The 19,351-nt window shown below is 56.3% G+C and carries 22 protein-coding genes; 8 read left to right on the top strand and 14 right to left on the bottom strand.

Translation table 11 applies throughout. The annotated features are described in order from the left end of the window. Positions 1-5: 5 nt before the first annotated feature. A complete protein-coding gene (gene dapB, locus ACN0WW_RS09085; RefSeq protein WP_417611626.1) occupies positions 6-734 on the bottom strand; it encodes a 4-hydroxy-tetrahydrodipicolinate reductase in 729 nt (242 codons plus the stop codon). 367 nt (positions 735-1,101) lie between these two features. On the opposite strand from dapB, the gene ACN0WW_RS09080 reads away from it, so the two are divergent. After that, the gene (locus tag ACN0WW_RS09080) at positions 1,102-1,812 is read left to right on the top strand and encodes an NAD-dependent deacylase (RefSeq protein ID WP_417611624.1); all 711 of its coding nucleotides are present in this window, start codon (positions 1,102-1,104) and stop codon (positions 1,810-1,812) included. A gap of 1 nt (position 1,813) precedes the next feature. Further along, positions 1,814-2,167, top strand: a complete 354-nt coding sequence (locus ACN0WW_RS09075) for a GFA family protein (RefSeq protein WP_417611622.1) — start codon at positions 1,814-1,816, stop codon at positions 2,165-2,167. A gap of 81 nt (positions 2,168-2,248) precedes the next feature. Here ACN0WW_RS09075 and ACN0WW_RS09070 read toward each other — a convergent pair whose 3' ends face one another. Together ACN0WW_RS09070 and ACN0WW_RS09065 are read right to left on the bottom strand one after the other, a co-directional pair. Beyond that, positions 2,249-3,184, bottom strand: coding sequence for an SDR family oxidoreductase (locus tag ACN0WW_RS09070; RefSeq protein ID WP_417611620.1), 936 nt, complete (start codon positions 3,182-3,184; stop codon positions 2,249-2,251). A 369-nt stretch (positions 3,185-3,553) separates the two neighbouring features. Then, a complete protein-coding gene (locus ACN0WW_RS09065) occupies positions 3,554-4,024 on the bottom strand; it encodes an META domain-containing protein (protein ID WP_417611617.1) in 471 nt (156 codons plus the stop codon). 103 nt (positions 4,025-4,127) lie between these two features. Here ACN0WW_RS09065 and ACN0WW_RS09060 point away from each other — a divergent pair, with 103 nt between their 5' ends. After that, positions 4,128-4,367: a hypothetical protein gene (locus tag ACN0WW_RS09060; RefSeq protein WP_417611615.1), complete on the top strand. Its 240-nt coding sequence runs from the start codon at positions 4,128-4,130 to the stop codon at positions 4,365-4,367. A 13-nt stretch (positions 4,368-4,380) separates the two neighbouring features. Here the strand turns inward: ACN0WW_RS09060 and ACN0WW_RS09055 are convergent, their stop codons facing one another. The 3 genes from ACN0WW_RS09055 to ACN0WW_RS09045 form a co-directional block, all read right to left on the bottom strand. Continuing rightward, complete coding sequence (locus tag ACN0WW_RS09055; protein WP_417611613.1) at positions 4,381-4,740, bottom strand: hypothetical protein; 360 nt, start codon at positions 4,738-4,740, stop codon at positions 4,381-4,383. Positions 4,741-4,883: 143 nt separating this feature from the next. Further along, positions 4,884-5,675 carry a hypothetical protein gene (locus ACN0WW_RS09050; protein WP_417611611.1) on the bottom strand — a complete coding sequence of 264 codons (792 nt, stop codon included), beginning with the start codon at positions 5,673-5,675 and terminating at the stop codon, positions 4,884-4,886. Positions 5,676-5,801: 126 nt separating this feature from the next. Then, a complete protein-coding gene (locus ACN0WW_RS09045) occupies positions 5,802-6,848 on the bottom strand; it encodes a helix-turn-helix domain-containing protein (RefSeq protein ID WP_417611609.1) in 1,047 nt (348 codons plus the stop codon). Positions 6,849-7,519: 671 nt separating this feature from the next. On the opposite strand from ACN0WW_RS09045, the gene ACN0WW_RS09040 reads away from it, so the two are divergent. Continuing rightward, positions 7,520-8,200: a universal stress protein gene (locus tag ACN0WW_RS09040; RefSeq protein ID WP_417611607.1), complete on the top strand. Its 681-nt coding sequence runs from the start codon at positions 7,520-7,522 to the stop codon at positions 8,198-8,200. Between the two features lie 25 nt (positions 8,201-8,225). Here the strand turns inward: ACN0WW_RS09040 and ACN0WW_RS09035 are convergent, their stop codons facing one another. From ACN0WW_RS09035 to ACN0WW_RS09015, 5 genes are all read right to left on the bottom strand, one after another. Then, positions 8,226-8,630, bottom strand: a complete 405-nt coding sequence (locus ACN0WW_RS09035) for an MAPEG family protein (protein ID WP_417611605.1) — start codon at positions 8,628-8,630, stop codon at positions 8,226-8,228. A gap of 67 nt (positions 8,631-8,697) precedes the next feature. Beyond that, complete coding sequence (locus ACN0WW_RS09030; protein ID WP_417611603.1) at positions 8,698-9,477, bottom strand: HesA/MoeB/ThiF family protein; 780 nt, start codon at positions 9,475-9,477, stop codon at positions 8,698-8,700. Continuing rightward, entirely contained in the window at positions 9,474-9,881 is a 408-nt protein-coding gene (locus ACN0WW_RS09025) for a hypothetical protein (protein ID WP_417611601.1), read from the bottom strand. The genes ACN0WW_RS09030 and ACN0WW_RS09025 overlap by 4 nt, the downstream gene beginning before the upstream one ends. Before the next feature lie 35 nt (positions 9,882-9,916). Then, the gene (dut, locus tag ACN0WW_RS09020) at positions 9,917-10,363 is read right to left on the bottom strand and encodes a dUTP diphosphatase (protein WP_417611599.1); all 447 of its coding nucleotides are present in this window, start codon (positions 10,361-10,363) and stop codon (positions 9,917-9,919) included. Then, the gene (locus tag ACN0WW_RS09015; protein WP_417611597.1) at positions 10,363-11,646 is read right to left on the bottom strand and encodes a bifunctional phosphopantothenoylcysteine decarboxylase/phosphopantothenate synthase; all 1,284 of its coding nucleotides are present in this window, start codon (positions 11,644-11,646) and stop codon (positions 10,363-10,365) included. Before ACN0WW_RS09015 ends, dut begins: the two co-directional genes overlap by 1 nt. Before the next feature lie 117 nt (positions 11,647-11,763). Here ACN0WW_RS09015 and ACN0WW_RS09010 point away from each other — a divergent pair, with 117 nt between their 5' ends. Then, on the top strand, positions 11,764-12,921 hold the full coding sequence (locus ACN0WW_RS09010) for a serine hydrolase domain-containing protein (RefSeq protein WP_417611595.1): 1,158 nt from the start codon (positions 11,764-11,766) through the stop codon (positions 12,919-12,921). Positions 12,922-12,959: 38 nt separating this feature from the next. Here ACN0WW_RS09010 and ubiB read toward each other — a convergent pair whose 3' ends face one another. Next, the gene (gene ubiB / locus ACN0WW_RS09005; RefSeq protein WP_417611593.1) at positions 12,960-14,513 is read right to left on the bottom strand and encodes a 2-polyprenylphenol 6-hydroxylase; all 1,554 of its coding nucleotides are present in this window, start codon (positions 14,511-14,513) and stop codon (positions 12,960-12,962) included. Positions 14,514-14,526: 13 nt separating this feature from the next. Next, positions 14,527-15,267 (bottom strand): class I SAM-dependent methyltransferase, encoded by a 741-nt coding sequence (locus ACN0WW_RS09000; RefSeq protein WP_417611591.1) that lies wholly within the window; start codon positions 15,265-15,267, stop codon positions 14,527-14,529. A gap of 105 nt (positions 15,268-15,372) precedes the next feature. On the opposite strand from ACN0WW_RS09000, the gene mutM reads away from it, so the two are divergent. The 3 genes from mutM to ACN0WW_RS08985 all read left to right on the top strand — a co-directional run bounded on the left by mutM (position 15,373) and on the right by ACN0WW_RS08985 (position 17,502). After that, positions 15,373-16,185, top strand: coding sequence for a bifunctional DNA-formamidopyrimidine glycosylase/DNA-(apurinic or apyrimidinic site) lyase (gene mutM, locus ACN0WW_RS08995; RefSeq protein ID WP_417611589.1), 813 nt, complete (start codon positions 15,373-15,375; stop codon positions 16,183-16,185). A 112-nt stretch (positions 16,186-16,297) separates the two neighbouring features. Beyond that, positions 16,298-16,567: a 30S ribosomal protein S20 gene (gene rpsT, locus ACN0WW_RS08990; protein ID WP_417611587.1), complete on the top strand. Its 270-nt coding sequence runs from the start codon at positions 16,298-16,300 to the stop codon at positions 16,565-16,567. A gap of 275 nt (positions 16,568-16,842) precedes the next feature. Continuing rightward, positions 16,843-17,502: a DUF4136 domain-containing protein gene (locus ACN0WW_RS08985; protein ID WP_417611585.1), complete on the top strand. Its 660-nt coding sequence runs from the start codon at positions 16,843-16,845 to the stop codon at positions 17,500-17,502. Between the two features lie 20 nt (positions 17,503-17,522). On the opposite strand, the gene dnaA is transcribed toward ACN0WW_RS08985, so the two are convergent. After that, positions 17,523-18,959, bottom strand: a complete 1,437-nt coding sequence (dnaA, locus tag ACN0WW_RS08980; RefSeq protein WP_417611582.1) for a chromosomal replication initiator protein DnaA — start codon at positions 18,957-18,959, stop codon at positions 17,523-17,525. Positions 18,960-19,351: the final 392 nt, after the last annotated feature.

Here is a 19,351-nt window from a genome sequence, read left to right as displayed (position 1 = left end):
GGCATTCAAAACCCCAAAACTCCCTCCATCCCATAGCGCCCGGCACTCTGCTCCACCAGCCACCCGGCCGCCTTCACCGCACCCCTCGCAAAGATCATTCGATTCTCCGCCCGGTGAGTCAGTTCGATCCGCTCCTCGTCGCTCGCCAATATAACCGTGTGATCGCCGGCCACCGATCCGCCGCGCAGCGCCGCAAAGCCAATAGCGCCTTTCGCCCGCGCCCCGGTAATGCCGTCGCGCCCGCTTTCGCTGTTCGCCGCCAGATCAATGCCGCGTCCGCGCGCCGCCGCTTCGCCCAGCAATTTCGCGGTGCCGCTCGGTGCATCGACCTTGTGCCGGTGGTGCATCTCGACAATCTCGATATCCCAGTCATCGCCCAGCTTGCTCGCGGCCTGTTCGACCAGCGCCGCCAGCATATTGACGCCGAGCGACGTATTGCCGGTCTGCAGCACCGCAATTTTCGCCGCTGCTTTGTCGATCGCGGCATGATGGGCGTCTTCCAGCCCGGTGGTGCCGATCACAATCGGCTTGCCCGCTGCCACACAGGCATCAAGCGTCGCCTGCAGCGCTTTCGGCGAAGAAAAATCGACCAGCACATCGCTGGCGCTGACCAGCGCCGCGATATCATCGCCCTGGTCGGCACCGCCAGCATGGTCCAGCCCCGCTTCCGCGATTGCCGCGACCAGCGCCTGTCCCATCCGGCCCTTGCTGCCGATAATTCCGATGGCTGTCATATTCCGGTCCCTGTCGTCATGGTCATTTAGTTCCGTTAGTCCTGAGCTTGTCGAAGGACGCTTATAGACGTGAGGCGTGGTTCGACAGGCTCATCCCTAACGGTTTTTGGAAAGGGTGCAAAGCTTCTCGGCAGGGCCACGGGATCGGCCCACACCACTTCCTCTCCCCAAGGGAGAGGAACAGTTCCCTTCTCGCCTGACATCGAGACGAACGTTTTCTCCCCCCGTTCGTGTCGAGCGAAGTCGAGACACGCTGCGCCCCCTTTTCGTCATCCTGAACTTGTTTCAGGACCCCGCTATACTCTAGGCAGTTTCGGTGAGACGAAATGAATGCTGAAACAGATTCAGCGTGACGAAGAAGGACACTATGCAACGCGACATTCAAAATATCGTCATCCTCACCGGTGCCGGCGTCAGCGCCGAAAGCGGCGTCGCCACCTTTCGCGGGCCGGATGGGCTGTGGGAAGGGCATCGGGTTGAGGATGTCGCCACGCCCGAGGCCTTTGCGCGCGATCCCGATCTGGTGCAGAAATTCTACGACGCGCGCCGCGCCAAATTGAGGACGGTCGAGCCCAATGCAGCGCATCAGGCGCTGGCGAAGCTGGATGCGCATTGGCCGGGCGATCTGCTGCTGGTGACGCAGAATGTCGACGATCTGCACGACCGCGCCGGTTCCAAACGACTGCTGCACATGCATGGTGAGCTGAACAGCGCCTGGTGTCTGGCCTGCGACGAACGCTCGCGCTTTGATGGCGTGATGGCCGACGATCCGGCCTGTCCGCATTGCCAGCAGACCGGTCACTTGCGCCCCGATATCGTCTGGTTCGGCGAAATGCCCTATCAGATGGAGCGGATCGAGCTGGCGCTGGCGCAGTGCGATCTGTTCGTCTCGATTGGCACGTCGGGCGCGGTCTATCCGGCGGCCGGTTTTGTCCAGAGCGCGCGTCACTATGGCGTGCAGACGCTGGAGATGAATCTCGATCCGTCGGAAGGCAGTTTCCATTTCCACGAGAGCCGGATGGGCAGGGCAGGGGATCTGGTGCCGGACTGGGTTGCGGAAATTTTGCAGGATATTTGAGATGAGCGGATCCGAGTTGAAAGGCAGTTGCCATTGCGGCGCGGTGCAAATCACGGTCGCAGAGCCGCCCCCAAGGGTGCTCCGTTGCAACTGCACGCTCTGCCGCAAGACCGGCTGGCGCGGCGGCTACTGGCATCCCGACGCCGTCCGGATCGACGCGCCGCCGCAGGGGCTCAATCCCTATATCCAGGGCGATCGCACGATCACTAGCTGGACGTGCAAGCGCTGCGGCTGCTTCACCCACTGGACCCCGCTAACCGCCTCACCCGATCAGATGGGGGTCAATATGCGAATGTTCGATCCCGCCGACTGGCACCATCTGCCCGTCCGCGAAGTCGACGGCGCGAGTCTATAGCCGGTCCCCGATCGACAGAGAATCCGTGCTCCGCACTAGATGCGGAGCCCTGCCGTCAGGAAACCCGCTGCGCCCCGGTGCTTACCCAGCCGACGGACGGTGCGCGTCGTCCGACCAATCCTGTCGCGCCGCCCATTGTTCGAGCGTTTCAAACTCGACCTCGGGCAGGCGGCGATGCATATATTCGGTGTTCACCAGAAACGGCTGGGTCGGTGAATCATTATTATAATGGTAGAAGGACGCGATAAAGTCGCGCATCGGCTGCCGCTCTTCTTCCGGCATGGAATCGCCGAGCGCGTTGACCAGCAGCTCGCCGAATTCCTCCGGGGTGCAGGGGTCATATTTTATTTCGCGGCCAAACACGCGGGACAGGATTTCGGTGACCTCGGTCGGTTTGAGCGCCTGCGGACCGCCAATATTCATCCAGGCCCCTTCGAGATCCGGCCGGGACAGCGCTGCGGTCATGCATTTTCCGACATCATCCAGACTGATCCAGTTGGCCTTCAAATGCGGCTTGTGGGCATAGACATAACGATCTTCATGGACGATGAAGGGCCGCGCCCAGTTGGTCAGCAAATTGTCCATGAACAGCACCGACCCGAAAACCGTTGCCGGAATGCCGGTGCGGAACAGGGCGTTGATCGCCGGGGTGTTCGCGCCATAGCTGTGTGCCTCTCCCGGTTGATCCGGAATCCAGCCCGACGTATTCCAGACGAAACGTTCCAGTCCGGCCTCGACGGCAGCGGCCCCCAGCTTGCCGACCAGTTCCGAACGGTCGCCCGGGGATTGCAGCGGATGGGTGTAAAAGACCGCGTCGGACCCTTCCAGCGCGGGGACGAATGTGGACTCATCGGAAAGGTCAATGACTCGCGTCTCGTCGGCCACATTGCTGCCGCCAAGATCGGGATTTTCGCTGCGGGACAGCGCTCGAACCTTGTGCCCGGCGGCGGCCAATTGCCGCATTTGTGCCAGCCCTTGTCGTCCGGTTGCACCCACTACAGATACCAATGCCATCATTCTCTCTCCTCTATTATTATCGGAATGAGGCTAGGCGATCGAACGGGGGGTCTCAATGCATCAAATAGTCAGGGCCGGATGCGGCCAACCGCACGCGGCTTGGGCAGGGCGGCGGCATTTTACCGTGACGAAGAGGCAGATAATCGGCCGCGCCACTCCAGCGTCACTACGGTGCTTCGATGGTCATTGGCTTTTCGGCCAGAACAAGGCGGATCACAGGCCAGTTCGGGAACCTCTATTCGACCGCTCCCACCAATATGGGGCCCTCCGCATCGAATAGGAAATAATCGCCGATCAGTCTTTCGAATGTCTCGACAGATGATTGTTATTGCATCGCGGTGCCAGGGACACAGGGTAAAGCGAGCGGAATCAATACGGCTTGGGTTCCCAGACAATGATGCCGCCGTCAGCCATGAGTGCCATGTTCAGCCGGTTCTCCGTGATCGTAAAAGACCGGACATAGCCGAGCTGTCGCTCGAGCATTTCACCCATAGAGGGTTCCGGACACAGGGCCTTGGTCACGCCAAGCGGACCGATGGCAAGGGTGCCACCGGTGGCATTGGCAATATCGTTACGCCAAGGACCCATACCCCGGTTACAATCGAACCTCGCAGACAGGCTGCCATCATTGTGGAATGTTATAGTATATTTGTCTGAATCGTCGGGCCGCGTTGCACCTTGCGCGTCATCCATGGACTGGAATTCCACCAGCCGCCAATTGGTGCCCTCAAGACCGGAAAAAGGCATGTTTGCAGCGGGCGCTTCTGGCGCCATTGTTTTGCAGGCTGACAGCATTGCAAGTGCAGAAGTGTAAAATACCAGTGACATTAAGGTTTTCATTTTCTATTATCCTAATATATTTAGATTATCTGTTAATAAAGATGTGTATAATATTAGAAAAGTTTGGCATTTAATAAACCATGTCTTGTAATGGAGAGAAATCATGATGAAATGGTTGTTCTGGATATTCTTCGGGTTTTACCTTCTCTCCATATTTATATTTTTAACCGGCATCTTCGGTTGGTTCGGCGAGCCGCAAGACCCCCTGTCCGGCATCTTCTTATTGCCGCTCGGTTTGCCATGGGTCCTGATCGGCGACCAAATCGGCCTGACATCGGCTGCGCTCGCCATTGCTTCTCCGGCAATCAATCTCGGTATCCTGTTCTGGCTGTGGAAGCGGTGACGGAGCCAGACCGTCAACCGCCCTCAACCAGAGCGTCAACAATGATGTAGGTTTCCGGTCCATATTTCACCGTGACCTGATCGCCCTTGCGGGAGACATTAAAATCCCAGCCGGCAGAACCGTCAGCCTGGCTACTGTCGGCGCTGTACGGACTTGTCCCGCGAAAGAAAATCGCGCGCTTCATGCCATCGGGCTTGGTAACCTCTACCAAAGTCGTGCCATCCTCACCCCACTGCCGCTTCACACCCGCAGGGCAAGTCTGATCGGGAATGTTGCCACCGAAGCCACAGGAAATGTCGGCGGTTGCATTATATTCGGTGCCGGGCACCAGGGCATCTTCCGCGCCTTGAACCGGAACCACCGGAGATGCCATCCTTGTCGCCTCGGGAGGCATTTGTTGCTGTTCACTTGTATCGACCGCAACGCTCTCTGGCTCGTCCGGCGCACCGCATGATGCCAATAGCGTGGCCGCAAAAAAGGCAAGGGGCGCTGCTGCTCGCGTATCGGGCACCCGCACTAACGGCACTTGGGATGCTGACCGATATCGCGAATGTCATAGACCCTGCCATCCGCGACCGTCATCTGCACGCACTGGCGCGTGTCCGGCTTGTTCCAGATCGTGTAGGCGGTGGTGCCGGACTTGAACCCGTCAACATTTCTGAAGCCGCGCTCGCTTAGAGTGCTGTCCGCGCCCGCCGCGCGAGCACCCGTCAGATCCTGAAATTGGGCAACAGCACTATAGCCGCCGCGGCCATGGTGGTGGCCAAGGTTGGCCGTGCGCTGGTCTACTCCGGAGGTATAGCCGTTCGAATAGGCAGTGGATCGATCATAATTGTGATAGGGCGCATTGTGCAACCCGTCGGTATAACCGCGTTCAAAATGTGCTTCATCTTCGCTGCTATTATGGTGCGTATTGTCGTCATGATGATGCGACTTGTGCGACAATAAAGCGCCGAGAATGGCCGCCCCGGCAACCACGCCGACAGCAGCAGCGGCGTTGCCGCCGCCGGAGTGATGGCAATCCTTGTCTGATGCATCATTGATCGTTTCAACCATGCCATTGTAAACTTCGACCTGAACGCAATGCTTGTCGCTGTTGTCCCACCAATAGCTGTAGGTGTAGTTCATCGAATTGGTATTGCTGTTGATATATTGAAAACCGCGCGATTGCAGCGCATTTTCCGCAGCGCCTGCCGAGAGGCCGTTTATCGAAGTGAGCTGGCTTGCTTTCTCGGCAAGCGCTGGACTGGCGCCCACCGCCACTGAAATAGCAGTCGCGAGCAGTCCGCAGGGCAGCTTATAATTCATGGTCAGACACCTTTCCTATTTGAGCGCTCCACGTTTATCGTGGCAACGACGCAAACCTTTGCCTGCCTCATACGGAAGATATTGAAAAGAGCAGTACCCGCCCAAAAAATGGACAATTCGCGACAATCATGTCGTGGACGCGGGGGCATTTTTGTGGCGATACCGTCTTGGGCTGAGACCAAACCATCGCCGGAAACTGCGCCCAAAACTGGATCGGTCCGAAAAGCCCAATAGCTCACTGATATTGTCGATAGATAGGTGAGAATAGATTATCAATTCTTCGGCCCGCTGTTTTTGAACGGTTTCCACCAGATTTTTGAAACTTGTATTTTCAGACGCTAGTTGACGATTCAGGGTCCTTGCAGAAATTCCCAAAATTTTAGCGATCAAATTTATGCGCGGAGGCTTGCCATTGTCGGTTCGATTCGCGTCGATCAATTTGGAAAGATTGGTAATAGTTTCAAGCTGACCAAATCGAAGCAGCTCTTCCTCGATACGGGAAATGGCGATCCTCCATAAAGTCTCGTCATAATTTATATTTTTTTCCGTGATCCATTTGTCAGGCACGAAAATAGCCGTAGCAGCTGCATTGAACTGAACGGGGCACTGGAACCCGATCGGATATAAGTCAGGGTCATAGATGGGGGGAATGCCAAGGCTGACTCTACATGCCTCGGGTGGAGACGCCCGGAATTGCCTTACATAGCGGACAAGATTGAGCATGCCATTTTGCAACAAATAGGGGATCGCATCATGTTTAACCAGGCTGTCTAATTGGATCCACATGCCCGTGCTGTCGACTTTCCAACTATATCGGACAAAAGAATAGGCGCCATTCGAATATTTGGCATATAATTTCAGTCCATCGGCCAAAGTTGAAGCATGCTGCATGCCAAGGGCTAGATTTCCAAATATCGCCGGACCTCTGTTCCGCGGCAGATCAAGATGTATTGTGGGATCACTTACCTTGGTGAAAAGATTTCCGATGATCTGCAAATAGTCATCGAGAGCAATCATATTGGGTATATTGGCAGTCGACCCGCTAAAATTCGTCCCATCGAAAAACCACTCTGGATAACCCAGCATGCGGCGGGTTCTTCGCAAGCCATCAGCCAGAACGGTAGGACGCACCGGGGTCTGGAGCCATTGGTCAGGTTCGAATTGAATTCCCACTCCCAATCCCTTCGCGATTTTGCGTGCCAACCCTTTTCAACTGTAGTTACTGCGTGATGGCTTGGATACCAATACGTAAAAAAGTACACGAGGAGTCTTCCGTCCCTGAACCACAGTAAACATCCATTGCCTGATACAAAATAAGCGTGCCAATTTGCTTCTATTTCGTCGCTAAAACCGCATTAACTGTTATGACTTTCTTTTGATTGCTTATCACGAAATATCGACCGACGCGGTTCATCCTGACTGGACTGTGTCTGGAGCGCCACCAGTCCGGTCAGGGGCCAGTGGCGCACCATTGCTGCGACGCTTGTTCTCGTACCGTATCGCGATTTTCTATCGGTAAGGGTGCCGCATTTCTGATTGCCGGCCTCTTCTCGTCGATCCTAAGATGGCTCCAATAGGAAGCCGGTCCGTAAAGATACTGATTTCGACCAGTTGGAATGCGGTTATGATCCTGGGCAAAGATTGCCCCTCCGCCACTAAGGCAGGATTGTGATCCCCAGGCAGCAAAACATGCAGGAGAGTATATTCATGTCCGTACCGAAGCAGATTCTGGTTGCAACCGATCTGACAGCCAGAGGGGACCGGCCCTTTGCTCGCGCGAAATTGCTCGCCGATTTTTGGGATGCGGGTCGCACCCTGTGTTCGTTAACAGTCCCAAGAACGAAGTGGATATCGCGAAAGTGGAGTCCCTGCTGCTCCGCAACTATGGCAAGGACGCTGAAGGCTGCAATCTGGCGGTAAATTACGGCAAGCCGCCCGAAGTCATTGCTGACACCGCGGCACAGCTGGGCAGCGACCTGATCATTGTCGGCGCTGCCCGGCATAATGATATTTCCGATTTTTTTCTGGGGACGGCGGTCGATAATCTGGTTCACCACGCACAGGCACCGGTGTTGATCGTGAAAGAACGGCCGCGGGCGAATTATGAGCGCATATTGGTAGCCACCGATTTTTCCGATTTCTCCGCCCAGGCCCTGCGCACGGCGCTGGATTTCTTTCCCGGCGCGGAGATAGATTTCGTGCATGCCTATCATGTCGCTTACGAAGCGTGGCTGAAATCCGATGGCGTTGCTGCCGAAATGTTGACCGACGCGAAAAAGGAACTGCAGGATTTCATGGCGGCCATCAACCTGTCAGCGAGCGAAAGGGCGCGAGTCAATCCGCATCTCGTCGAAGGGGATCTGCACCAGTCGGTTCACCGGATGCTCGATACCGGCGACTTTGATCTGCTGGTACTGGGAACGCACGGACGCAGCGGTTTTGTCATGGCTGCCATCGGCAGTCGGGCCAGCGAAATGATGGGCTGGTCGCCGGTCGATGTGCTGATGGTCCGAAAGTCGGCCTAGGGCAGCGCGCATCCAGGCGCTTGCTTTACAAGTTCACCGTCACAAACAGATAGATCACCCAAAGCGCCATCGCGACAATCGAGATTGTAGTGCCGATCACGCCGGCCTGGCGAAAGCGCACCGAGCCGTTGCCGTGATGCTGGTACATCCCGTAAATATGCAGCACCCGGGCGATCAGGAACAGCCCCGCCAGTCCGGTCAGCGTCCAGTGATGGGCGCTGGTCATTTCCAGCAGCGCCATCAGGATCAGGGCAATCGGCGCGTTCTCGGCTAGATTGGCGTGGGTGCCGCGGACCATCTTCATTTTCGCGTCTTCGCCTGCGCCAAACATGGTTTCGGTCCGGACGCGCTGGCCGATCACCTTGAACTTCATGAAGATCAGCAGCAGCGCGCAGATGGCGGCGGCGAGTGCGGTTACCGGTAATGTCATGATGGTCCTCCCCGAGTTTCCGGTATCTTAGGCAAAATCGGGCAAAGCGCAATCAGCTTGGCCCTGACTAAGTTGGCGGTGTGCCACAGCTCTTGCAATGCGGGTCCTTGGGCAGATTGATGCTGCGCATCGAGGGGGCCAATCCGTCGAAAAGCTGCAGTTTTCCGGCGGGGTCCTGACCAAAGCCGGTGACCACGCGGATCGCCTCCATCGCTGCAAAACTGCCCATCAGGCCGACCATTGCGCCAAGAACGCCAACTTCGCTGCAATTGTCGCAATCATCCGGGTCGAGCGCATCGCCGACAAAACAGCGATAGCAGGGCTTGTCATCCTCCCAGCCGCGGAACGTGCCGAGCTGCCCCTGGAACTGCCCGATCGCCGCAGAAACCAGCGGGACGCGGTACTTCACCGACAGATCGGAGATCAGCAGGCGGGTCTGGTAATTGTCGGTGCCATCGATAATCGCGTCGAACGGCGCAAAAAATGCTGCGGCACCGTCGGAAAAATGCTGCGCGGTAAGTCTTTGATTTATTGTATTTATTACTACATCCGGATTGATGCGACTGGCGGCAACTTTGGCAACTTCAACTTTCGATTTTCCAATGTCATTTTCGGAAAACAAAACTTGCCGCTGCAAATTGGAAAGCGACACCACATCGTCATCAACAATGGTTAACGCCCCGATCCCGGCCGCCGCCAAATATTGAATGGCCGGACAGCCGATACCACCGGCACCGACTACCAGAATATGGGCATCCAGTATCTTCTTCTGCCCGTTACCACCAATATCCCTGAGAACGATATGCCGAGCATAACGATCCAGCTGTTCGTCGGTGAGTGGACTCATTCAGGCCAGCGGAAGGTGATCGCTTGGCGGTACCATTTCTGATCCCCGGTGCGCTTGACCGCACCATCATGCCCGGCATATTTTGTAAGATGGGCGATAACATATGTTTCCAGCGGCCGGCACCCTGTTTCGACCGGCACAACCTTCGTCACCCGGCCTTCAGGAGAAACGGCCAGTGCCATATCGACTCGGGCGTGAACCCAGCCGATATCGGTGTTCAATTTGCAATTTGCCTTTTTCGCTATGCGTTCCGCCTGCCGTTCATGCCGCTCCAGAACGGGCAGCTTTTTCGTGAACTCCGCGAGCTCGAGATTATAGAAATCGGCCGAAAGCTCTTTGATTTCGATGTTATCGGCGGCAGCGACAGCCCCTGAAAGTGCCATGGCAGCTATAAGATTGATCATTCCATCACCTTTGCAAAATCAATTTCGATATTTCCTTATACGCCAGTCGATCCAAAACCGCCAGACCCTCGCTGGGTGTCATCGAGATCGGCCACTTCGACAAGAATCCCGCGCTGAACCGGCGCAACGACGATCTGCGCGATACGGTCACCGCTTTCGATGATAAAATCATCTTCTCCGTGATTGATCAGAATGATCTTCAATTCTCCCCGATAATCGCTGTCGATTGTGCCGGGTGAATTGGGTACGCCGATTCCCTTTTTCAGGGCCAGCCCGGAGCGGGGCCTTACCTGGATCTCATATCCTTGCGGGATAGCAAAGGCCAAGCCGGTGGCGACCAGCTCTCTTTTGCCCGGGGCGACAACGAGCGATTCGGCAGCGCGGACATCCATTCCGGCGGAACCTTCGGTCTCATAGGAAGGCAAAGGCAGGTCACCGGCGTTATCCAAGCGCTTGACGGCAATATCGATAGGGTCAAACATCAGGTCAATTCCTCACCGATTTTGGCGATGAGTCGGCGCGCGACTTCCATCTTGGGCAGGCGGTCCCATGTTTCTGTGCCGTTCCGCGTTACGATATGGACGCTGTTGTCAGCCCCGCCCATAACGCTTTTCCCGACCGGACCGGAAACATCATTGGCGACGATCCAGTCGCAGGATTTCTTCCGGAGCTTGGCTTGTGCATGTTCGGTGATATTTTCGGTTTCCGCAGCAAAGCCGATCAGCAAATCTGGCCGTTGTTCATGTCTGGCAAGGCCAGCCAATATGTCCGGGTTTTCGGTGAGCTTTAGCGCTGCAGGTGCAGCACCATCCTTCTTGATCTTTTGGCTGGACTGGCTGTCCGCGCGCCAGTCGGCGACGGCGGCGACCATGATCGCGACATCGGCGGGCAGGGCATCGTGCACCGCATGTTCCATCTCGACCGCAGTTTCGACATCGACCCGCATCACCCCAGCCGGAGTCGGCAGATGCACCGGGCCAGCCACGAGAGTCACCCGCGCGCCGGCGTCGGCCGCAGCGGCCGCGATGGCAAATCCCTGCTGTCCGGAAGAACGGTTGGCGATGTAGCGTACCGGATCGATCGGTTCGTGGGTTGGGCCAGCCGTCACCAGCACATGCCTGCCATGTAACGGACGATGCTGATCGGGAGCGAAGGCGGGTTGGCCGTCGAGCGGATTGGGACCGAGTTCAGTCTCACCCAGCAAACCAGCGGCAGAAGCATCACCGTTCAGACAGTTGATAATCGCGTTTAAGATCACATCCGGTTCTGGCAATCTTCCGGGCCCAAATTCACCGCAGGCCATATCGCCTTCATCAGGTTGCATGACCAAGACGCCATCCCTTCCAAGTTGAGCAATATTGCGCTGCGTCGCAGCATGCTGCCACATGCGCACATTCATTGCCGGCGCGGCCAGCACCTGAGTATCGGTCGCCAGCAGCAGGGTGGTCGCGAGATCATCGGCAATCCCGGCCGCCATCTTTGCCAGCAGATTGGCAGTTGCGGGACAGATGACGATCAGGTCGGCTTCGCGCGACAACTGGATATGGCCCATCTCCGTTTCGTCTTTCAGCGACCAGAGCGTCGTGTGGACCTCGTTTTCCGACAGGGCGGCCAGTGTCATCGGGGTGACAAATTGCGCTCCCGATTCGGTCAGCACGCAGCGCACCGTCATACCGGACTTCCGGATCAGGCGAATGAGTTCCGCTGCCTTATAGGCAGCAATACCGCCGCCGATGATCAGCAGAATATGTTTGGGCTTTCTCATTGGGTCCTTCTTACAGCGAGAATCCGGCTGGTCCACAAAATCATAATTTGTGATTGCCAAACTTATTATGTGACCTATTCATATAACACACCTAAAAATCTCAGTGGGATAATATTTATGCAAAAACTCGCGCTTTCCGGAATTGTGTTGCTAGCCGCGGGGCTTGCGGGATGTGCGAATCCACATGCTACGATAGATGACGGCGCGCCGATCATAAGATCGGACGAAAATGCGGCGTTACTTGGCAAAATGCAAGCTTGGGCAGAAGACAAACAGTTCAATGGCGTGATGGCGGTCGGGCAGGCTGGAAAGGCCGTTGTGGTTCTCAAGCGTGGTTTTGCGGATCAGGCTAATACGCGGCTTTTGACTGTGAACAGCGTATTCCAAACGGGCTCAGTCGATAAATTTTTTGCTTCCATTGCCGCGTTCGCGATGGCCGAAAAGGGCTTGCTCGACCTCGACGCACCGATCGCAATCTATCTGCCCGAATATCGCAAGGATATTGCCGCAAAGGTTACAACCGCGCATCTGATGAGCAATCGTTCAGGCATTACCGACAAGCCGCTGCGCCCGGTGATGGGGAATCTTTCCGGGCTCCTGAAAGCCAATCCCGGCGCGAAGATTGAGGATTTGCCGGGCATGAATTTGACCATAGACCAAGCGATCGACCAGTATTTTAGTGAAGACCTGATGTTTGAACCGGGTAGCCAGTTTGACTACGCCAACAGCAATTGGGTGATACTGCATAATATTTTGGAGAAGGTGGCGAAAAAGCCCTATGCCGAGATTCTTCAGCAATATGTCTTCGTTCCGGCCGGCATGGCGCACAGCGGGACTTTTGTCGGTGGACTAGAGAATATCATCGACCGCGAACCCGATGCAGCTATCGGCTACAACAAGAATAGCCCGCATCACGATGGCGATTATCCGCTACCCCGCTTTATTGGAGGTGGCAGCTATACCAACGTTGCCGATATGATCGCGCTGATGGATGCATTGTATCACGGCAAGTTGATCTCAAACGACAGCTTGGTCCGCTTCTCGAGCGTTCAGACGCCGAAGGAAGACTATGCATATGGCGGACGAGTAGTCACCAAGCGCGATGATCCAACCAAGCTTTACTCTTGGCAGTCCGGATCCAACGGGGCGACCAACATGGTCACGGTATATAATATAAATACGGGTTTCAGCTACGCGGCTTTCTCCAACCGAGCGCAAAGTCAAAGCGCCATGTTTGATCTGGCTGTAGAGCTGGAGGCTATTCCGACCGGATAAGCTAAGGTTGGAGTCTGTCGTAACCGGCTAAAGCGAGGCTAGCCCCAAAGCACCATTGCGCCAGCGGTTGCCGCTCCGGCAATCACCGCAGTCAGCGCATAGCGCCAGAAGCCGCCGCCTTGGCCCTTTTGTCGCTTCTCCCAAATCAGCTCGACCTCTGCAACTGGCGGTGGTGGCGGGGCGCCACCTTGGCGGGGGAGCTGGGCATCAAGACGCCGGACGATGTCGGGGAGCAGCAACAGCGTATCCAGATCATCATTGATTCGGTCGGCAATCGCCGCTTCGGGACCCAGTTCGCCGCGAATCCAGTCCCTGACATAGGGACCGCTGGTATCCCACATATTGATCTGCGGATTGAGGTCGGTGGCAATGCCTTCGACCATGACCATCGTCTTCTGTAGCAGCAGAAGATGTGGCTGCGTCTCCATGTCGAAATCGCGGGTGATAGCGAACAGCCCGTCGAGCATGTCACCGACTGACAGTTCGCTGACCGGCTTGCCGCGCATCGGCTCGCCAACCGCGCGCAGGGCCGTGGCGAAATCCTCCATGCTGTGATGATCAGGAACATATTGCGCTTCAAAATGGATTTCAGCGACCCGTCGGTAGTTGCCCGTGGTCAGCCCGTAGAGAATCTCGGCTAGCCAGACGCGCGCTTTCTTGTTGATCCGGCCCATGATGCCAAAATCAATCGCCACAATTGTGCCGTCGGCTTTCACGAACAGATTGCCCTGATGCATATCGGCGTGGAAATAACCTGCTTCTATCGCCTGTTTCAGGAAGGTGTGAACCAGCCGGTTGGCAATCGCATCAAGATCATGGCCCGCGGCGACCAGCGCCTCGCGGTTCGATATCTTGATACCATCGACCCAGTCCAGCGTCAGAACGCGGCCAGATGTCCGGTCCCAGTCGATGGCGGGAATCTCGTATTTTTCCTCCTGAGCCATATGTTCGGCCAGTTCCGATGCGCTCGCCGCCTCGCGCCGCAGGTCCAGCTCCCGCATGGTCCAGCGACGGAAATTGGCAATGACCAGTTGGGGCCGCAGTCTTCTGGCCTCGCCACCAAGGGCTTCAAGATGGGCGGCGGCCCATTCATATGTCTCGATATCCTGGCTGAATTTCTTGATGATGCCGGGGCGCAGCACCTTGACCGCCACATCCTTGCCTTCCAGCGTGGTGGCCCGATGCACTTGCGCGATCGAGGCGGCACCGACCGGATCGGGATCGATATGGCTGTATAATTCGGCGAGCGACTTACCGAGGCTCACTTCAATCTCCTCGCGGATCTGGTCGAAGGGCACTGGTGGCAGGCTATCTTGCAGCTGCAGCAGATCGCGCGCCGCCGCTTCGCCAATCACATCGGGCCGGGTTGCCAATGTCTGGCCCAGTTTGATCGCTGCCGGACCGATCTCTCGCAGAGCGGCCGAATAATTGGGTTCTTTCGGCTGGAACGTTCCGAGCCGGGCAATTCGGAACAGACGCCGGACCTGTGGCGGCGTCGCCTTATGCTTTTCCAGATCGCGCAGCGCGCCATGCCTGGCGAGCGTGCGACCCCATTTAAGCAGGCGGAAGATATGGGTGCGGGCGCTGGTCATCCGGTATTAACGCTCAGACTTTCCAGCCGCTGTGGATTGCGACAAGGCCGCCCATCAGCGGCTCGACCTTGGTCTGGCGGAACCCGGCAGCTTCGATCATCCTCCGAAAATCCTCCATCGGCGGGAACTTTGCGATCGATTCGGCGAGGTAGCGATAGCTGGCCTCGTCATTCGCCACCGCCTTGCCAACCTTTGGCAGGATCTTGTGAGAATAGGTTTCGTAGATTTTGTCAAAACCGGGCCAGTTGGTCTGTGAGAATTCCATGCAATAGAATCGTCCGCCATATTTCAGCGTGCGGTGCGCTTCGGCCAGCGCCTTGTCGATATGGGTCACATTGCGGATCCCAAAGACAATCGTATAGGCATCGAAATGGGCATCCGGAAAATTTAATTCTTCTGCATTTTGCTGGCTCCAGACCAGACGCGTTTCGTCTTTTGCGAGTGCCCGTTCCACACCTTCGGCCAGCATTTCCGCATTGATGTCGGCGACCGTTATATTGGCGCCGCTATCGACCATGCGAAAGGCGATATCACCGGTGCCACCAGCCATATCGAGAATATTTTCGCCGGCGCGCGGCTTGACCCGGCGTACGAAACGATCTTTCCACAAGCGGTGTGTGCCGGCGCTCATGGCGTCGTTCATCACGTCATATTTGGAGGCGACGCTGGAGAAGACCGCGCCGACCTTGCCGGTCTTTTCGCTCTCGTCAATCTCTTCGTAGCCGAAGGATACGGTTTTGCTTTCGATAGCCATTTTTTGCTCATGCTGATTTTTCTTTGAGGTCCCGAGTAGACGAGCCTTGGCAGCACTGCAATCACTCTGTAGCTGCCCATTGGACCGTAAGGGATTGGGACTATCATGCCTGAGCTGCCAGAAGTGGAGACGACCGTCGCCGGGTTGCGACCCGTGCTGGAAGGGCAGCGGCTGACGCTGGTCGAACCGCGGCGCGCGGATTTGCGATGGCCTATTCCGGTTGATTTGCGGCAGCGGATGACCGGGGCGATAGTGACTGCGCTTGGCAGACGGGCTAAATATGGTCTGGTGACCACCGACCGCGGGGACGTGATGATCTTCCATCTCGGCATGTCAGGGCGCTGGCGGATTGATCCCGAGGTCATCGAGAAACATGACCATCTGCTGCTTGAGACCGCTTCGGGTCATCGGCTGGTGCTCAACGACCCGCGGCGATTCGGCTCGCTGGATATCTTGCGATCCGACGACTTGGACAGCTATAAACCTTTTGTCTTAATGGGACCGGAGCCGCTTGGCGACGATTTTACCGGCGCGTATCTGAAAGCAATGACCAAAGGCCGCAAGGCGCCGATCAAGCAATTGATGCTGGATCAGCGCATCGTGGCGGGACTCGGCAATATCTATGTATGTGAAGCGCTGCACATGGCGGGCATATCACCACGGTTGCGCGGCGAAGTGATCTCGAAGCCACGCTATGATCGGCTCGTTGCCGCGATCAAACAGGTATTGCGGGCGGCCATAGCAGCTGGCGGCTCTTCTCTCCGCGATTTCGTGCAGCCGGACGGGGAACTGGGCTATTTCGCCAAAGACTGGCGGGTCTATGGTCGGGAAGGGCAGGCCTGTGAGTGCGGCGCACTGGTTCGTCGTCGAGTCGATAGTGGCCGGTCGACCTTTTACTGCTCGCGATGCCAGAAATAAGCGGTTCACTAAGCTATTGACGAGAATCGGCTGTCACGCTATTGGCCGCCGTCTTGAGCCGGAAGCGGTACGCAACGTCCCGGCATTTAATTTCAGATTTTGAGGGTTTTTCATGGCTAATACGCCGCAAGCAAAAAAACGTATCCGTCGCAACACGCGCCGCACCGCGATCAACAAAAATCGCCTGAGCCAGATCCGCACGAAGATCAAGGCCGTGGATGCTGCCGTTGAGGCAGGCGATAAAGACGTCGCAGTAGCAGCGCTGAAGGCTGTTCAGCCTGAACTCGCGCGCGGTGTGAGCAAGGGTCTGTATCACAAAAACACCGCTTCGCGGAAATTCAGCCGCCTGACCAAACGGGTTGCCGCGCTGCAAACCGCTTAATCAGATTTTCAGGCCTACACAAAAAAACCCGCCCGATTGTGGCGGGTTTTCTTTTGTCTGCTGTCGACACAATTGCGCGCCTGCTCGCCCGAGCGGGGTGCCGCAGCGGTCGGATAGATTTCAGTGACCGACCTCTGACGCTGGATTTTGCTTGTACAGGTCCCACAATCAAGTCCAAGCTGGGCCGAAGAAGCAACCTGTCGTTGTTCAAAGCCGGTTCAGCACGCCTCCTTTATCATACAGGTAAAGTTATTGAGTAATCTGAAGGATAAGAGATGAGTATTTTGGGTAAATTTAGAATGACACGAAAGGGGCTTCCGCTGCTCGCACCGCTTGCAGTGCTGACACTGGCAGCCTGCGCCACTCCTTTCCGTGCCGATGTGCAGCGCTTTGAGGCGCTTCCGGAAACCACCGGGCAAAGCTTTGCTGTGGTGGCGGACGATCCCGAACTGGCTGGCGGCCTTGAGTTCGGGCAATATGCTGCATTGGTCGAACAGCGCATGATGGATATGGGCTATCGTCGCAGCGACGACCCGGCGGCAGCACAGCTGATTGTCAGAATGGATTATGATATCGACAACGGTCGGGAAAAGGTGGTTGCGGATTATGACCCCTTTTATCCCAGAAGTCGATTCGGCGGATATTATGGGCGTCACCGCTATCTTTATGGCTTCAACGATCCATTCCTGTTCGGCGGCTACGGATTCTCCGGCTATGACGGTGTTCGCAGCTTCACCGTGTACACCTCCGAACTGGATATGAAGATAGACCGGGCAGCCGACGGCAAGCGCCTGTTCGAAGGTAAGGCGGAAGCACTCTCGCGCTCCAAGAACCTGACTTACCTCGTGCCCAATCTGGTTGAAGCGATGTTCACCGACTTTCCGGGCAATAGCGGCGAACGCGTCCGGATTTCGGTTGCTCCCGAGAAAAACTAGCTAGGGGCCCCCTTAGCGTTTCAGCTCTCTAGCTGTCGGAGCAGCATACGGACGTCATTGTCCATTTCGCTGTCTTCGCCGCGCAGGTGCTCGACGAGCTTTACCGCATGGATCACCGTGCTGTGATCCCGGCCGCCGAATTTTCGGCCGATTTCTGGATAGCTGCGCGGTGTCATGACTTTTGCCAGATACATCGCCACCTGACGCGGCCTTGCGACCGCGCGAGCGCGGCGTTTGGACGACATCTCGTTCCGGTCGAGCCGATAATATTCGCAAACCGTGCGCTGGATCTCGTCGATCGTGATCCGGCGGCGGCAGGCGCTCAATATGTCGGACAATTGCTCTTCGGCCAGTTCGCGGCTGATTTCGCGGCCGGTCAGTTGCGCATAGGCGAGCAGCTTGTTGAGACCGCCCTCCAGTTCGCGCAAATTGCGGCTGATTGTGCGGGCGAGGAAGTCGACAACTTCTTCCGACACATGCTGGTGTGGCATTGTGGAGAGGCGATGATTGAGAATGTCGCGCCGCAGTTCCAGACCAGCGGACTGGATGTCGGCAACCAAGCCCATCGAGAGACGTGAGAGCAAGCGCTGGTCCACCCCGTCCAGCGCTTGTGGTGGACGGTCCGCCGCCACGACAACCCGCTTGCCCTGGCTGATCAGTGAATCGACCGTGTGGAGAAACTCCTCCTGCGTGGAATTTTTGCCGACGATGAACTGGATGTCATCGATCATCAGCAGGTCGGCTTCGCGCAACGAAGCCTTGAATTCCATCCCTTCGTTACGCCGCATTGCCGAAACAAATTCGATCATGAACCGTTCGGCCGACATATAGATGATGGTCGAAGTCGGGAATTCTTCCCGAAATGCATGGCCGATGGCGTGCATCAAATGGGTTTTTCCCTGTCCGGTTGAGGACTGGAGATACAGCGGGCTGAAAAGCGGTTTTTCCGCCGCTGCCGTACGCTGTGCAGCGTTGAGCGCCAGCACGTTCGAATCACCGGGGATAAACTGGCCGAAGGTCATCCGAGGATCCAGATCCAGGCGAAATTTGCTTTCAGAGGGAGCCGCACCAGTGGTTTTTGACCTAGCACTGCCATTCTGCGAGAGCTGGGCGATTTTTGCAGCGCCTGACCGGGTCTCAAAAGTCAGGTTTGCAACTGCCGGATAATGCGCTTTCCAAGCCAGCAGCAAACGATCGGCATAGCGATCACGAACCCATGTCGCGGCGAATTCTGACGGGAGCTCGAGATCCAGCACGCCTGCATCTGAATCAAAGCCCGACAGCTTGATCGGTTTGATCCACTGTCCGAAAATTTGCGCACCTAGATCACGGCGCAGTCCGGCACAGATTTTGAGCCAAGCGCTCTCAAGGTCAGATGAAATAACAGTCTCCCCACCAACAGGACCGGTGGCAGAAAGCTCACCAGCCTGATTTCGTACATACTCGTTCACTAGCATCCCCCGACATCTTCCCCGACCGGCATGCGCCATCGCATCGCCGCCTAATTCGACCGTCGATTATGAAACACAGCTCCTTCAATACCCCCAGCCATGGGAATGAATCAGGCGCAGCAATCCTGAGCTGAAAACACGTTTTCAGCGATCAGTTTCATTTTCAAATTAGGCCCGGATATTGCAATCGTCGCCTTCAGCCGAGTTCCCTTAGTAAGCCCCTCTGAGTGAGTCGAGCAAGGGCGGTGCTGTAAAAAAAATGAAATATTTCGATTGACAGCGGCAAGCCTCGGATTTTGCTAAATATCTTTTTAACATATTGAAATATAAAGAATATATGCTGTGGATAACGATGTATAACTGGCGAATCGCGGAGTTAGCTCGTGTTCTGGTTAATC

Source organism: Parasphingorhabdus sp., assembly GCF_048269865.1.
Lineage (GTDB): Bacteria > Pseudomonadota > Alphaproteobacteria > Sphingomonadales > Sphingomonadaceae > Parasphingorhabdus.
Note: the sequence above shows the minus strand (reverse complement) of the source record. Positions and strands in the feature narration are given on the sequence as shown.

What these genes read in the sequence shown, in the direction of transcription:
- ubiB (WP_417611593.1), bottom strand. Translation starts at nt 14,513, where the DNA reads ATGACCAGCGCCCGCACCCATATCTTCCGCCTGCTTAAATGGGGTCGC.
- ACN0WW_RS09010 (WP_417611595.1), top strand. Translation starts at nt 11,764, where the DNA reads ATGCAAAAACTCGCGCTTTCCGGAATTGTGTTGCTAGCCGCGGGGCTT.
- dnaA (WP_417611582.1), bottom strand. Translation starts at nt 18,959, where the DNA reads ATGCTAGTGAACGAGTATGTACGAAATCAGGCTGGTGAGCTTTCTGCC.
- ACN0WW_RS09015 (WP_417611597.1), bottom strand. Translation starts at nt 11,646, where the DNA reads ATGAGAAAGCCCAAACATATTCTGCTGATCATCGGCGGCGGTATTGCT.
- ACN0WW_RS09075 (WP_417611622.1), top strand. Translation starts at nt 1,814, where the DNA reads ATGAGCGGATCCGAGTTGAAAGGCAGTTGCCATTGCGGCGCGGTGCAA.
- ACN0WW_RS09070 (WP_417611620.1), bottom strand. Translation starts at nt 3,184, where the DNA reads ATGATGGCATTGGTATCTGTAGTGGGTGCAACCGGACGACAAGGGCTG.
- ACN0WW_RS08985 (WP_417611585.1), top strand. Translation starts at nt 16,843, where the DNA reads ATGAGTATTTTGGGTAAATTTAGAATGACACGAAAGGGGCTTCCGCTG.
- ACN0WW_RS09050 (WP_417611611.1), bottom strand. Translation starts at nt 5,675, where the DNA reads ATGAATTATAAGCTGCCCTGCGGACTGCTCGCGACTGCTATTTCAGTG.
- rpsT (WP_417611587.1), top strand. Translation starts at nt 16,298, where the DNA reads ATGGCTAATACGCCGCAAGCAAAAAAACGTATCCGTCGCAACACGCGC.
- ACN0WW_RS09065 (WP_417611617.1), bottom strand. Translation starts at nt 4,024, where the DNA reads ATGAAAACCTTAATGTCACTGGTATTTTACACTTCTGCACTTGCAATG.
- ACN0WW_RS09000 (WP_417611591.1), bottom strand. Translation starts at nt 15,267, where the DNA reads ATGGCTATCGAAAGCAAAACCGTATCCTTCGGCTACGAAGAGATTGAC.
- ACN0WW_RS09080 (WP_417611624.1), top strand. Translation starts at nt 1,102, where the DNA reads ATGCAACGCGACATTCAAAATATCGTCATCCTCACCGGTGCCGGCGTC.
- ACN0WW_RS09055 (WP_417611613.1), bottom strand. Translation starts at nt 4,740, where the DNA reads ATGGCATCTCCGGTGGTTCCGGTTCAAGGCGCGGAAGATGCCCTGGTG.
- mutM (WP_417611589.1), top strand. Translation starts at nt 15,373, where the DNA reads ATGCCTGAGCTGCCAGAAGTGGAGACGACCGTCGCCGGGTTGCGACCC.
- ACN0WW_RS09060 (WP_417611615.1), top strand. Translation starts at nt 4,128, where the DNA reads ATGATGAAATGGTTGTTCTGGATATTCTTCGGGTTTTACCTTCTCTCC.
- dapB (WP_417611626.1), bottom strand. Translation starts at nt 734, where the DNA reads ATGACAGCCATCGGAATTATCGGCAGCAAGGGCCGGATGGGACAGGCG.
- dut (WP_417611599.1), bottom strand. Translation starts at nt 10,363, where the DNA reads ATGTTTGACCCTATCGATATTGCCGTCAAGCGCTTGGATAACGCCGGT.
- ACN0WW_RS09030 (WP_417611603.1), bottom strand. Translation starts at nt 9,477, where the DNA reads ATGAGTCCACTCACCGACGAACAGCTGGATCGTTATGCTCGGCATATC.
- ACN0WW_RS09035 (WP_417611605.1), bottom strand. Translation starts at nt 8,630, where the DNA reads ATGACATTACCGGTAACCGCACTCGCCGCCGCCATCTGCGCGCTGCTG.
- ACN0WW_RS09025 (WP_417611601.1), bottom strand. Translation starts at nt 9,881, where the DNA reads ATGATCAATCTTATAGCTGCCATGGCACTTTCAGGGGCTGTCGCTGCC.